The 13,510-nt window shown below is 60.5% G+C and carries 14 protein-coding genes; 9 read left to right on the forward strand and 5 right to left on the reverse strand.

Annotated features, from left to right (window positions below; all coding sequences use genetic code 11):
- The 4 genes from AC3CCE_RS13190 to AC3CCE_RS13205 form a co-directional block, all read right to left on the reverse strand.
- Positions 1–888 carry a carbohydrate ABC transporter permease gene (locus AC3CCE_RS13190; protein WP_023832296.1) on the reverse strand — a complete coding sequence of 296 codons (888 nt, stop codon included), beginning with the start codon at positions 886–888 and terminating at the stop codon, positions 1–3.
- A 77-nt stretch (positions 889–965) separates the two neighbouring features.
- Positions 966–2,501 carry a glycerol-3-phosphate dehydrogenase gene (gene glpD, locus AC3CCE_RS13195; RefSeq protein ID WP_352514449.1) on the reverse strand — a complete coding sequence of 512 codons (1,536 nt, stop codon included), beginning with the start codon at positions 2,499–2,501 and terminating at the stop codon, positions 966–968.
- The gene (locus tag AC3CCE_RS13200) at positions 2,485–3,312 is read right to left on the reverse strand and encodes an HAD-IIB family hydrolase (protein WP_023832298.1); all 828 of its coding nucleotides are present in this window, start codon (positions 3,310–3,312) and stop codon (positions 2,485–2,487) included. The genes glpD and AC3CCE_RS13200 overlap by 17 nt, the downstream gene beginning before the upstream one ends.
- Before the next feature lie 4 nt (positions 3,313–3,316).
- Complete coding sequence (locus tag AC3CCE_RS13205) at positions 3,317–4,672, reverse strand: iron-containing alcohol dehydrogenase (RefSeq protein ID WP_352514341.1); 1,356 nt, start codon at positions 4,670–4,672, stop codon at positions 3,317–3,319.
- A gap of 110 nt (positions 4,673–4,782) precedes the next feature.
- Between AC3CCE_RS13205 and AC3CCE_RS13210 the strand changes: the two genes are divergently transcribed.
- From AC3CCE_RS13210 to AC3CCE_RS13245, 8 genes are all read left to right on the forward strand, one after another.
- Positions 4,783–5,775: a sugar-binding transcriptional regulator gene (locus tag AC3CCE_RS13210; protein WP_050589940.1), complete on the forward strand. Its 993-nt coding sequence runs from the start codon at positions 4,783–4,785 to the stop codon at positions 5,773–5,775.
- 27 nt (positions 5,776–5,802) lie between these two features.
- A complete protein-coding gene (locus AC3CCE_RS13215; protein WP_352514343.1) occupies positions 5,803–7,290 on the forward strand; it encodes a xylulokinase in 1,488 nt (495 codons plus the stop codon).
- A 42-nt stretch (positions 7,291–7,332) separates the two neighbouring features.
- Positions 7,333–8,364, forward strand: coding sequence for an NAD(P)-dependent alcohol dehydrogenase (locus AC3CCE_RS13220; RefSeq protein ID WP_352519041.1), 1,032 nt, complete (start codon positions 7,333–7,335; stop codon positions 8,362–8,364).
- A 673-nt stretch (positions 8,365–9,037) separates the two neighbouring features.
- Complete coding sequence (locus AC3CCE_RS13225) at positions 9,038–9,562, forward strand: hypothetical protein (RefSeq protein WP_352514345.1); 525 nt, start codon at positions 9,038–9,040, stop codon at positions 9,560–9,562.
- Positions 9,543–10,319, forward strand: coding sequence for a tyrosine-type recombinase/integrase (locus tag AC3CCE_RS13230; RefSeq protein ID WP_352519040.1), 777 nt, complete (start codon positions 9,543–9,545; stop codon positions 10,317–10,319). Before AC3CCE_RS13225 ends, AC3CCE_RS13230 begins: the two co-directional genes overlap by 20 nt.
- A gap of 84 nt (positions 10,320–10,403) precedes the next feature.
- Positions 10,404–10,790, forward strand: a complete 387-nt coding sequence (locus tag AC3CCE_RS13235) for a DUF3768 domain-containing protein (protein WP_352519039.1) — start codon at positions 10,404–10,406, stop codon at positions 10,788–10,790.
- Between the two features lie 7 nt (positions 10,791–10,797).
- Positions 10,798–11,820 (forward strand): hypothetical protein, encoded by a 1,023-nt coding sequence (locus AC3CCE_RS13240; protein ID WP_352625101.1) that lies wholly within the window; start codon positions 10,798–10,800, stop codon positions 11,818–11,820.
- Positions 11,820–12,425, forward strand: coding sequence for a hypothetical protein (locus AC3CCE_RS13245; protein WP_352519037.1), 606 nt, complete (start codon positions 11,820–11,822; stop codon positions 12,423–12,425). Before AC3CCE_RS13240 ends, AC3CCE_RS13245 begins: the two co-directional genes overlap by 1 nt.
- On the opposite strand, the gene AC3CCE_RS13250 is transcribed toward AC3CCE_RS13245, so the two are convergent.
- Complete coding sequence (locus tag AC3CCE_RS13250; protein ID WP_352514350.1) at positions 12,388–12,603, reverse strand: helix-turn-helix domain-containing protein; 216 nt, start codon at positions 12,601–12,603, stop codon at positions 12,388–12,390. The two genes, AC3CCE_RS13245 and AC3CCE_RS13250, sit on opposite strands and share 38 nt — an antisense overlap.
- Before the next feature lie 72 nt (positions 12,604–12,675).
- Here AC3CCE_RS13250 and AC3CCE_RS13255 point away from each other — a divergent pair, with 72 nt between their 5' ends.
- A complete protein-coding gene (locus tag AC3CCE_RS13255) occupies positions 12,676–13,338 on the forward strand; it encodes a hypothetical protein (protein WP_352514351.1) in 663 nt (220 codons plus the stop codon).
- Positions 13,339–13,510: the final 172 nt, after the last annotated feature.

Below are 13,510 nucleotides of genomic sequence, written 5' to 3' on the forward strand. Positions count from 1 at the left end.
TTACCACCGCACCTTGAAGACTTTGATGAATATGTTGGCCATGACGATAACCATGAAGAGGCTGACCAGGCTGAGCGTCGCGCCGTAACCCCACTTGGTGAAGCTGAAGGTCTGTTGCCACGCGTAATAGCTCAGCGAATAGGTGGCGGTGCCCGGACCGCCCGACGTCATCGTGAAGACGTAGTCGAAGACGCGGAACAGATCGATTCCGCGCAGCAGCACCGCCACCGCGATGACCCGCGACATCATCGGGAGCGTAAGCCGCCGGAACGTCTGCCAGGAACTGGCGCCGTCAATCATCGCCGCCTCGTATGGCTCGGAAGGCAGCGAGCGCAGGCCGGCAATGAAGATCAGCACTATGAATGGCGTCCATTGCCAGATCTCCGCGAGCAGAACCCCTGCCAGCGCAGTGCTGGAACTGGCGAGGATCGGATGTGACTTGTCGAGCAAGCCCAGCGAATCCAGCGCATAGGTGATGACACCGAATTGCGGATCCTGGAGGAGCAGGAACATCATGCCGGCGATGGCCGGCGGGATGACAAGCGTCATCGACAGAATGGCTCTAAGGGCGCCGAAACCCGGCAGTTCCGCGTCGAGCAGCATCGCGATCGCCATTCCGAGCGTCAACTCGATCACCAGCGCGATGGCGAAGTAGACGAAGGTGACGCCAAGCGAACTCCAAAATCGCGTGTCCACCCAGATCTGCTGCCAATTCTGGAAACCAACGAACGCAAGCGCGCGCTTCTTCGGCACGAACTCGTGGAAGGACAGCCAGATATTGTAGATCAGCGGGTAAATGGTGAAGACGATCAGGAACGCGACAAGCGGCAGCAGCCACGGCACGGGCGAGTCCGATATCGAGAGGCGCTTGATCTGCGCGACCGCCATAAATGTCTCCTCCCAACTCCCCGGCGGGGAGCATTCCTTGTGAAGCGGGACTAGCTCCGCGTCACTCCTTCTATCGCCTAGATAGCCAGGCGCAGACCCGTTCCCGCAGCACTCGCCGACCGGTTCCTCATCCAGCCGTCGAGTTCCTCAATTTCCTGCGCCGACATCCGCAGCCCCGATTTGGTTCTTCGCCAAACCACGTCCTCGGCTGTGCGCGCAAACTCGAAGTCGATAAGATAGCAGACCTCGGCCTCCGACAGGCTGCAGCCGAAAATTCGGCCAAGGTCGGCTTCCACGCGTGCGTTTCCCAAAATGACGCGAGCCCGCGTACCATAATGGCGTACAAGCCGCCGTGCCTCGCGCGGGTCGAGAAACGGGTAGTCCTCACGCAGGCGCCAGGCGAGCTGCTCGGCGCCGTCGATCGGGAAATCGCCGCCTGACAGTGCCTTGGTCGCCGTCCAGCCGGCATGACGTGCGACATCCGGAAACAATCCAGCCAGACGACTGAGGGCATCCTCGGCGAGGCAGCGGTAAGTCGTGATCTTGCCGCCGAAAACCGTGAGCAGCGGCGCGGTCCCTGCCGGCACATCGAGCGAAAGCACGTAATCACGCGTCGTGGACTTCGCGTCGACAGAACCATCGTCGTAAAGCGCGCGCACCCCGGAATAGGACCAGACGACTGCATCGGTGGTGACCGGCTCGCGGAAATAGCCGGACGCGGCGCTGCATAGATAATCGATCTCGGCCGCCGAGGCGCGCACCTCATCTGCCGGACCCGCCTGATCGACATCGGTCGTGCCTATGAGGGTGAAGTCGTCCTCATAAGGGATTGCGAAGACGATGCGGCCGTCCGGCTGCTGGAAGATGTAGCAGCGATCGTGGTCGTAGATCTTCGGAACCACGATATGCGAGCCGCGCACAAGCCGCAGCTTGCCGTCAGCCAGGACGCCGGCACGCTCGATCACGTCACCAGCCCATGGACCCGCCGCATTCACTAGGCTGCGCGCGCGGATGGTCCGCCGTTCACCGGTCTCGACATCTTCCACGACGACGATCCACAGCCCGCGTTCACGCCGCGCCGCCAGGCAGCGTGTGCGCGGGTTGATCGACGCGCCCTTGCTCTCCGCGTCAGCCGCATTGAGAACGACCAATCGGTTGTCCTGTACCCAGCAGTCCGAATACTCGAAACCAATCGAGGATCGATGGCGCAGCGGCTCGCCAGAAATATCGCTGCGCAACCGCAGCGTCTTCGTAGGCGGCAGCCGCTTGCGCCCGCCGAGATTGTCGTAGATGAACAGGCCGAGCCGCAGCAGCCAGGCTGGACGCAGACCCTTGCGATGGGGAAGCACGAACCGCATCGGCCAGATGATGTGCGGTGCGATTCCCCACAAAGTCTCGCGCTCGGTCAGCGCATGCCGAACAAGTTTGAAATCATAGTGCTCCAGATAGCGGAGACCACCATGGATGAGTTTGGTGGAGGCCGAGGACGTGGCTCCTCCGATGTCGCCCATCTCGCACAGATAGACTGAGAGCCCGCGACCTGCGGCGTCGCGTGCAATGCCGCAGCCGTTCACGCCACCGCCGATGATCGCGATGTCATAGACTGCGTTCATGCTGCCACCGATCGTGACTGGCGCCTTGCAGGATCGTGTTGGCGACTTCCACGAAGCCCTCGCCACCAGGTCCGCGGGACACGAAGGCGGGCAAGGCATCGATCGCGTCGCGAAATGCCAGCACGTTGGAGACACCGCAGGCATTCGGGAAGAAGCCGAACATGGGGGCGTCATTGGGGCTGTCGCCGACGAAGACGGCAAGGTCGCGATCTCGGTCGATATCGAACCCGAGAATGTCCGCCGCAAAGCGCCGCGCGGTCGACAGCTTGTCGTAGGCGCCGAACCACCCGTTGACATGGATGGAAGATATCTTGGCGACGGCGCCTTCCGCTTCGAACATCGCCTGGATGCGGCCAGCCGCCTCGAGAGGCAGCGGCGGCACGTCTTCGCAGAAATCGATCGCCAGATCGGCCTCGCGGTAAAGCTGGTCGGAGGCGATGGCGCAGCCTGGCACCGCGCTCAGGATGCGTTCTCCGAGCGCTGCAAGCCGAGCGCGGTCGACCGCCCTTTGCTGAGTTTCGACGGCGAAAACACGACGCATGCGCCGCGCGGATCGATCATAGGCGAAGTAGAAGGCGCCATTCTCCCCGACGACCCCGTCGATAGGCCACATCCGGGCAATCATGTCGCACCAGCCCGCCGGACGGCCGGTGATCGGCGCGACCGCGATGCCTGCTGCCGAGAGTGCCTCGAGAGCGGCATAGGCCGAAGCGGGAAGCACGCCATCGTGGGTCAGTGTGTCGTCGATATCGCAGAACACAACCGCGATCCTGGCAGCAACCTCGACGGGCATGTCTGCGAGCGGACGCATTCTCTTAGAGCTCCCCGGCCGCGAAATCTTCGAGGAGGCCACTGTCGGCGGCGAGGTCAAGGAAGGAGTAACGGTTGCGCATCTCGCGACAATGGACCACCGCCTCGCGGTAGAAGTCGACGGGAAGTCCGAGATCGGCTGCCGTCAGCGGACCGCCTGCGGCAGTGAGAAGGCGGACCATTTCGGCAACCGGCAGCGTGAAGGCCAGGAGTTCCTGCCGCAACTCTGGCCACAGAGTGACGAGCGTCTCGTTCAGCGCCTCGGCACCGGCTGCGTCGAGGAGCTTTGGAGCAATCTCGGCATAGCACTGCGCGGCCGCCTCAGTGCCCATGCGTCGCGCCATGTCCTGCGGATCGATGCGCGTTGGGCGGACAAGCGGCGGCGTTTCGCTGGCAAGCATGGTCTGCTGCAGCCGCGCCATGGTGAGCGTGGCGACGCCAACCTGCTGACCATGCAGGGTGCCTGGATGCCGCTTTCCGGCGAAACAATCGATGTAGTGCGACACCTGATGCTCGCCCATCGAACCATGGTTCGACATGCCGGTGAACGAGACCCCAAGCCCACATAGCGTCAGCACGCGGTACAGATAGCCGTGAGCGGCCAGGTCGCCTTTTGGCAGGAGTGCGGCGCGAGCGTTGAGCTCGGCTTCGTCCTTGTCCTGGATGAGAAATGGCAGCGTGGCATAGAGCGTCAAAAAAAGGCGATGCGAAAGCCACCAGTCCACCTGCGCGACGGAGCGCACCAGGCAGTCTGCGAAACCGGCGGCGGCGAGGTGCTTGGGAGCGGCGGCAGACACGCCAAGATCCGCAAAGAAGCCTGCCGGGGCGTGCGAGGGCAGGGAAACCTTCAGCCCGCTCTCGAGCGTCATCGAGGCGGTGGTCGAGGTATAGCCGTTCATGGACGCAGCGGTGCCGAAGACGCAGTAGCGCCGGCCATCGAGGCCGGTGACGTATTTGCAAAGATCGTTGATGGTTCCCGAGCCCACGGCAACGACGGCCCCGACGCCCCTCAGATCGTCTGCGAGGCGCGTCGCCGTGGCGATGTCGGCATGTGGATTGTCGAGGATCAGCGTATCGACGGAACCGAGCGCCTTGAGCGCCTTTGCGATCCGCCCGCCCATGGCGTCATAGGTCGCTGCATCGGCAACCACTTTGAAACTGGTGCCAAGCTTGAGTGCCCGAACGAGGTCCGCCTCGCGGCCTTCGAGGCTATCGGCGATCACGACGGACTCGTATGGAACCGTCTTGATCAAGCCGGTCTCGGGATTGACCCAACGACCGGCGACGATCTCACCGATGAGCTCCGACCAGTCGATGCCGGAGGGCGGCGATGATGAAGCGAAGGGCGCTGCCATGTTCATGAGAATGCCTTAGAGATCCTGCCACGACAAAAGATATCGAGATGTGGCATATGTCAAGACACTTGCCAGTCACAATTGACATAAGTCCAATTATATTCGATGAACTTGCCATGAAGCGCGAAGCGATCCCGACCAGTTCCCGTCTCGCGACCCTCGCCCCGGCGGCGGTAATCCCGACCGAATTCGACGATGCGATCGTCTGGGCGGCCTGGCTCTACTATGCCGACGAGATGACCCAGAGCGAGATCGCAAAGATGCTTGGCGTCTCACGCGCGACGATCGTCAACTACCTCCAGGAAGCACGCGCGCGTGGCATCGTGACAGTTAGGATCAGCAGCGAGGCGGGCGGGCGGACGTTGCTGGCGCGTCGCCTCAAGGAGCGGTTCGGTTTGGAAGGGGCGTTTGTCATCCCGACGGGCGACGATGCCGCGCTAGTGAAGCGACTCGGCGATGCCGGGGGCAGAGTGTTGGCCGAAATGATCAGGCCTGGCGATACGATCGGCGTGGCCTGGGGGCAAACGGTTCTTGCAGTAGCCGATTCGGTTTCGCTTCCCGCCGCGCTGGAGGGCTTGACGGTCGTTCAGGTCTCTGGAAGTTCGACGGGCAGCCCGGATTTCTCGCCAGAACTGTGCACGTCGCTTCTGTCGCGGCGGATCGCGGCGCGCTGCGTGAACTTGCTCGCGCCAGCGGTTCTGTCGACGCCTTCGCTCAAGCGACAGCTTCTCGCCGAGCCCGTGCTCCTGAAGCAGTTCGAACTGATCCACTCGGCCAATCTCATCCTGTTCGGCGTCGGCGACATCGGGCCGCGCAGCACGGTGCGGGCCTCCAATATCGCGACACAAACGGAGATGGACGCCTATGTCGCGCGCGGCGCCACTGCCGTCATCATCGGCAGGTTCATCGACCGCGACGGCAAGCCGATGTCCGGCGAGCTGGACGATCGAATGGTCGGCATCGAGTTGGAGGAACTAGCCCAAGTGCCGATTAAAGTGTGCGTCGCGGGCGGGAAATCCAAATTGCCTGCCATTCTTGCCGCTTTGAAGGGCGGCTATGTGACCCATTTCATAACCGATGCCGCGACCGCCGAGGCGCTTACGGCCTGACAATCTGAAGCCCTGGAGGAGGAGACCATGGCGAAAGACACCCGATACGTCGTCGGAATCGACTCGTCGACGCAGTCCGTCAAGGCCATCGCATGGACGCGCGACGGCATGCCCGCGGCCGAGGGCCGCGCGCCGCTCGACATCAGCCTGCCCCGGCCTCTGCATGCCGAGCAGGACGCCGACCAATGGTGGGTGGCCACCCGTACCGCGCTGAAGGCCGTGACGGCTGCCATCGACCCGGCCAGCATCGACGGCGTCGCAATCTCGAACCAGCGCGAGACCATGGTTCTCGTCGACGAGCAAAACCGTCCGCTCGCCCCGGCAACGCTGTGGCTCGACCGGCGCGCGCAGGCGATGACGCAGGAACTCAGCGACGTGTTCGGCGCCGAGACGCTGCACGGCATTTCAGGCAAGCCGGTTGGCGTCATCCCCTGCCTCTACAGGCTCGCTCATATGCGCAGGCATACGCCTGAACTTCTGGACAAGGCGCATCTCATTCTCGACGTCAACGGCTTCCTGCTTCGGCATCTTACCGGAACCTCGCACGCGACCTGGACGAGCGCGGATCCATTCGGCATTTTCGATATCCGCGAGAAATCATGGTCGCGCCCGCTGCTCGATCACCTCAAAATCCGGAAGAACCAACTCCCCGACGTTCTCGCGCCGGGTCGGCAGGCCGGCACGATCCACGCTTCGGCCGCGGCCGAGACGGGTTTGAGAGAAGGGACACCGATTTTCGCGGCTGGCGGCGACGGCCATTGCGCATCGCTCGGCGTGAACGCGGTGCGGCCCGGCATCGTTTATCTCAATCTCGGCACGGCGGTGGTCAGCGGCGTTTGGGCGGCTCAGCCGGAACTCAGCCGTTTCTGGCGAACCCTGATTTCGCCGACAGGCGAAGGCTACCTCCTGGAATCGTGCCAGCGCTCCGGCGCCTTCTTCCTCAACTGGTTCATCGACAATTTCGCCGGGGGCCGTAGCGATCAAAGGGTTTTTGCGAAACTTGACGAGGCGGCGGCTTCGATCCCGGTCGGTTCGGATGGCGTCTCGGTATGCTCCTATCTCGTCGGCTGCATGGACCCGCACTGGGATGAAGACGCGCGAGCGACTTTCACCGGCATGGCGCCCGAACATACGACCGCTCATCTCTATCGCGCCTGCCTGGAAGCCATCACGCTCGAATTCGCGCGCTCGCTTGTCGCGGTGCGCGACAAGCGCTTGGCCACGGAGCGGATTCTGGCGATCGGCGGCGGAGCCAGCAATCCTGTCTGGCTCAAGATGATTGCCGACTCGACGTCGATTCCGGTGACCCTCAGCCTCTCTAACGAAGCATCCGCCCTTGGCGCGGGCATCTACGCGGCGGTCGGGGCAGGATGGTATCAGAGCCTGCAGACCGCGGCAGAGGGTATGACACGCACCGCCGGCGAGATCGAGCCTGATCTCTCCACGGCAAGCGCGTGGGCAGCGCTTTCAGCGCGGCAGGCGCGGGTCTATGCTGCGAACCGAATGCTCGTCTGACGATCGCGGTGCGACAACAGAGATTTTGAATGGAGTGAGGTCATGCTAGCCCTGGTTCTCGAAAAGCAGCACGAACTGAGCCTGCGGGAGATTGACCTGCCGCTCGATGTCGGGCCGACCGACGTCAAGATCAGGATCGACACTGTCGGCGTATGCGGCAGCGACGTGCATTACTATACGCACGGCCGGATCGGCCCTTTCGTCGTCAACGCACCGATGGTGCTCGGCCATGAGGCGGCAGGCACGGTGATCGAGGTGGGCGGCGAGGTAACGGCGCTCAGGATAGGCGATCGCGTCTGCATGGAGCCGGGTATTCCCGATCTCTCGTCGCGGGCATCCAAACTCGGACTCTACAACATCGACCCGACCGTGGTGTTCTGGGCCACCCCTCCGGTCCACGGCGTTCTCACCCCTGAAGTCGTCCATCCCGCCGCCTTCACCTACAAGCTGGCCGACAATGTCTCGTTCGCGGAGGCAGCTATGGTCGAGCCTTTCGCGGTCGGGCTGCAGGCGGCTGTGAAGGCAAAGATCCAGCCCGGCGATGTGGCTGTCGTCACGGGCGCCGGGCCAATCGGCATCATGGCGGCGCTGGCGATGCTCGCCGGTGGTTGCTCCCGCGTCATAGTTTCCGACATCGTCGACGAGAAGCTCGCCATTGCCGCGCGCTATCCAGGCGTTTCGACGGTCAACGTTCGGAATGCGCGACTGGCAGACGCCATCGCCAAGGCAACGGACGGGTGGGGCGCGGACGTGGTGGTCGAGGCAAGCGGTGCACCGAAGGCCTATGGTGGCATTCACGACCTGATCCGGCCGGGTGGCTGTCTGGTGCTGGTCGGCATGCCGGTCACCCCGGTTGCCATCGATGTATCATCGTTTCAAACGAAGGAAATTCGCATCGAGACAGTGTTTCGATATGCTAATGTCTTCGATCGGGCGCTGGCCATGATCGCTTCCGGAAAAGTGGACCTCAAGCCGCTGATCAGCGCGACGTTCCCGTTCGAACAGAGCATTGCCGCATTCGAGCGCGCTGCGGAAGGACGGCCCGGAGACGTGAAGCTGCAGATCAATCTGTGACGATAGGCCGCTGAACTGGCAATGGCTTTCGATGACCGTTGGATCTGCCGACCCGTCGCGGAATACACCCCCTTGGCAGTGATCGAGGTACCTCCGCCATCAGAAAGACGTCGGCATTCTTGTCGGCTTCGCGAACAATCTCTAGGATCGATGACAGCTGATCGCCGAGGATCACGCGTAACACTGAGCTCGACACTGATGCCCGCCTTTCCGTCTGGTAAGCGATAGGGCTGCCGCCGCACATCCCATCATCAAAAGTTGGGGCTTTAGGTCTGGCGTTCAAGAGGGCGGAACAATAGCTCCAACGCGCTCCGGTGGAACAGCAGCATCAGGGTAGGTCACGAAACGCCGACCTACGTAGAAATTGCTGCACAGTACTCTCAACCTCGCAAGCCGCAGCGCAGAACGAAACGCCACTGGTTGCGCCTACCTTATCTCCCTGCCGCTCGGATGATTGCGCCCTAATTCAATCACTATCTTCGAAGCTTGCGCTCGGCTCAGAGTAGCCAGTATCAGGTGCTTAATTCACCGCTTACCCTCTCTGGGGAACATTTATTCGGTTTTCCGGCGAATTGCTCCATTCCTATATCCAGTCATACTTACATCTATATTTGACTTCTCCGTTTGTTCATGCTATGTTCTATTGTGACTAAATAAAGCAATGGAGATTGAGATGGAGAAATTTGCCGTTATTCTTGACGGTAGCGTTGAAGGCAGACCGCGTGCGTGCACGTTCGCGGGGGATGCGATTGGCGCAGCTCTTACTGTCGCACATGCGCAAGGTGTCGCCGTGGTAGTCCCGTCGAACGACGAGCTTGTCGCCCTGGCAAAGGAGATACCGGCCGGTCGAGTGTCCCCGGCCGGCAAGGTCGTATGTGTGTTTGTAAAACACGATGTCTACGAAAAGTTCGCGGCTTTGATCGGCACCGAGCACGAGCTGCGACCAGCCGATGCCGGCAGCGCCGCCGACCAGCCTCCCGTCACGGCACCGGCGCAACAGCTGGATCTTTGGTCTAGTATTGTCGTCGGCTCGACTGTGCTTGCCACGGTCGGCCGCGAGGACGGCTGGTGGGAGGCCGTTGTCCTTGCCGCCGATCCCTCCAGCGACCGCTTGACGTTGTCGTGGCGTGATTGGCCGAACCTGCCGTCGTTTAGTACATCGCGTCGCCGCGTAGCGCTTGCTGCACAGAGCGCTTGAACTTCAGGATGCCTTCGGCGGGAACGCGCCCGCCGAAGGCACATTTATTCCGCCAAAAGCGATTGCGCAATCTCAAGTTGCATTTAAACTCATAATATGTTATAATGGTTGTGTCAACTGGTTGAGCTTTGTCGAAGATAGCCGGCCGTTTAACCGCCACCAAACACAAAAGGAATTCAAAATGCGAGGTCAGCCAGCAAAGTTGCTGCGGCCGTCGGAACTGCGCGCGCTTCTAAGCTGGAGCAAGCGAAGCCGGCTGCCGCTAAGAAACCGTGTGATTGTACTTTTGAGTTTTCGTGCGGGCCTTCGCGCCTGTGAAATCGCTGCCCTAGATTGGTCGATGGTCTCGACAGCGAATGGCAAAATCGCGCCATTAATCGAGTTGCCTGGTTGGGCGGCGAAGAAGGGGAGCGGTCGACGCATTCCGATGCACCCCGAAATCAGCCAAGCGCTAAAGCAACTCGTTCGCGGTGCCGACCTGACCGGGCCAGTCATCATATCGGAACGCAGAGACAGAATGAGTGCCAAAACCATCGTCAATTGGTTTGCTCGTGTCTATGGCGATCTAAGCCTCGACGGCTGCTCATCACATTCGGGTCGCCGGACATTTATCACCCATGCTGCTCGAATGATCCATAAGGCCGGCGGCTCGTTGCGCGACGTTCAGCAGTTGGCCGGCCACAAGTCGCTGAATACCACCCAATCCTACATCGACGGCGACGCTACCGCCCAACGCAAGCTGATGCGTCTCCTCTAACCCCTACTGAAAATCCAACGACCGTCACCTCGGCAGCAATCGCTGCCGGGTCGCCTGCGCTCGTGCTCAAAAAAGGAAAGCCTCATGACCAAGAAAGACAACGGAATGTCACCGGCTGATATCGAAATGATCCGAGGAATGCTCGATGAAAACCTAGGCAAAATCCGTCAACTCAACGACGACCTTAGGATCCGACGTCTCGGCGGAACAATTGTCATTACCGCTGGTATCGCCGGCCTCGGCGCATCGGCCGTAACAAAGACCATCGCCGCAATCGCCGCCTTCGATGCTTTCACGCCTGAGAACGATCCCAACGGCGAGCATGACTGTGCCATCATGACCGTCGATGGCGTCAAAATCATCTGGAAAATCGACTATTACGACCTGAAACGGCAGTTTCTTTCACCCGATGCCGCCGACCGAAACGTCACCTCTCGCGTCATGACCGTCATGCGCGCCGATGAATATTGAGAGGCGCATGACGATGGTGAAAACAATTGACGACGCCCGAGCGATGATGACAGCGCTGGTCTCCCTGCCAGCCCAGTCAAAACATCATGGCAATGATCCATTGGCCCTCGGCCAATCCTCAGATGCGTCAGCGGCAATTGCCAATTCCGATACGTCGTTTCTGTACCGATCACTGATTGACGGTTTTAGCTACCAGGGAATTCGTGACTCACACGCTCGCGCCTATATCGAAAAACACGGCAACGCCGAATGGTACGGGGTCACCGCTGCGCTCAGCAGGGAGGGACGTTCCAGCGAGGAGGAACTCTGCCCGAAGCTGACCGACTTTGATAGCTATCGCGGTTGCCGTTATCGCAAGGCAACTCAGACCTGCGCTAATCCCGACAGCCTGGCCAAGTGCCCTGTGCCGAGGCTGGCATTGAGAAAAGGCGTCCTCAACGAGCAAGCTTTCTCGCTCTACCTGTTCATCCGCGACGTCTGCCGTGGCGATCTGGTTGCCTTCATCGACCGATTGCTTGATGTGACCAACACCGGCGAAGACCCGGTCTCCGCCGGGCGCGAAGAGCTTCTAGCGGCATTCACGAAAGTCGTTGGCGTCTCACGCAAGCTTGCCGGCATGATGCTCTCACAAATCCTCCTCAACGCTGGTCCTGATCGCGAACGATGGCACGCCGTCGGCGCATCAGTCGTCGTCGTCGATTCGCTGGTGCATAACTTTCTGCACCGGACTGGCATCCATGCTGCCTATCAAGCTGATCATCTCTATGGGCAACGCTGCTACAGCGCTGTCGGCTGTGAGTTTATCTTGCGCGACCTCGCAGAAAAAATGGCTGACGAGCCGACACTCTCCAGCTCGCCACGAGCGCTGCAGCATGCGGTCTGGCGTTTCTGCGCCGCTGACGAACTATCCGTCTGCAATGGGAACAACATTCGTGACACTCTCCCCTGCGAACTCCATTGGTGCCCGCTCAGACACCACTGTAAGCGACTTGCCCTCCGACCCGCGAAGCCTGCGAGGGAGGAGGCCTGATGTCACATCACGCACCGCTGCCCTTTCGCCAAGGCGAACTTGATGGCCTCTGCGGCATTTACGCCGTCATCAACGCAATCCGACTCGCGCTCGGCGTGCGTGCCAACCTTCTCCGGCGACCCGTTTGGCAGGATCTTTTTGTCGCACTGCTGGAATCGGTTGATCTGTCAGTAGGGGCGGCCCACGCCGCGTCGAACGGTATTGATACACAGCCTATAAGATATTTGCTGAAGGCCGCGATCTTGCATCTGGCGACCGAACACGACCTGACCATCCGAGCAAAACCCATGCTGTGTAGAGATGAACGGCCCTGTTTTGAAGAGCTCTTGCGTCGTATCGGCGATTGGGTTCGACAACCGGGTCAGGCCGTATTGTTATCGGTCTTCGGCTCGCTCAACCATTGGACGGTCGTGCGCCGTGTCAGCCACCGCTCACTCATCCTTTTCGATAGTAGCGGCTATACGCGGATCTCGCTCGATGCATGCTCTATGGCCTACGAGCGGCCAAGGCCCAAAGGACGACAGCACATCGTCCCACACGACGCCATTTTTTGCGTCGCTGCCACTCCTAGTCGCGTGGCGGCTGAACCAACTCAATGTGGCTAACCCCCAACGCTTGAGAGAGAGCGTACAGCGTCTCAACCGTAGGGTTCCGCTGGCCTCGCTCCAATCCGCTTACGTATTGCTGACTGAGGTTGGCACGTTCTGCGACGGCCTCCTGCGTCAACCCTGACTGAGCACGAAGGCGCGCAAAGTTTCGGCCTACGAGCTTGCGCATGTCCATCAGCGAGCAATCGCCGAATTCCTCGCGCGAGTTTATCAACTATAGTATGTAACGTAAAACTGGAGAAACGAGATGACATATCGATCTACCGGACGAAACGAGGAATCAAACGCGGCTGGTGCGTCCATTGGCGGCAAGTGTCTGAGCTACGAGGCTACCACGAGACGGCTTCAGGAGCCGCCAACAGCCAATTTTTCCATAGGTCAGGGCGACACTGGTGCAAGGGCACGCGATCAAATCGGCTTCCGTCGAAGCGGTTTGGCATGGCTCGGCGCGATCACTGCAGCCTTTCTAATAACCGGCACATCTTCGTCAAACGCGGCTCAAGGTGTGGATGCTCAAAAATTGCCACCTTATAACGATATGCGGGAACTCTTTTACGAGCACGCATTGCTCCTATCCAACCCGCTGACTGCTGGAGAAGCGGAAGAGAAGCTGAGGCAGCGCGGGGTGTCTCAAATGACGGCCTTTGTTGCTGGTTTCACCGAGGAGTCATCATCCTGGCTTGTCCAACTTGCCGCCGAGGTTGGACCAGCCGTTACGCCCGGAAAAGGATTCTTCTGTCGTGTGTCCATCGATGACGCAGAAAGCATGGCGCGTCTGCGGCTGGTATCGGCTATTCGACCTGGAATCGTCATCTCAGGTGAGTTGGCAGAATATAACGTCGATCTCCCGAATGGAGTGATGTCTATCGTGCTTGACCCGTGCCAGATTGTTGATCTCCCTCCCCAGTAAACCAGGTGATCGCTGGGCTTTTGATAAACAGCGCCAGTGAGAGCGCCGGGTCGGAGCTGCTCTGTGTAAGCTTGGATCGAAATGGCCTGCTGCGCCACTCTATCGGCACCCAAACCTGCGAGCTTCCAGTGCCAATGACGAGAAGATAAGGCACGACTTTGGCGCTGATTGA

This window comes from Mesorhizobium sp. P160187 (assembly GCF_057766425.1).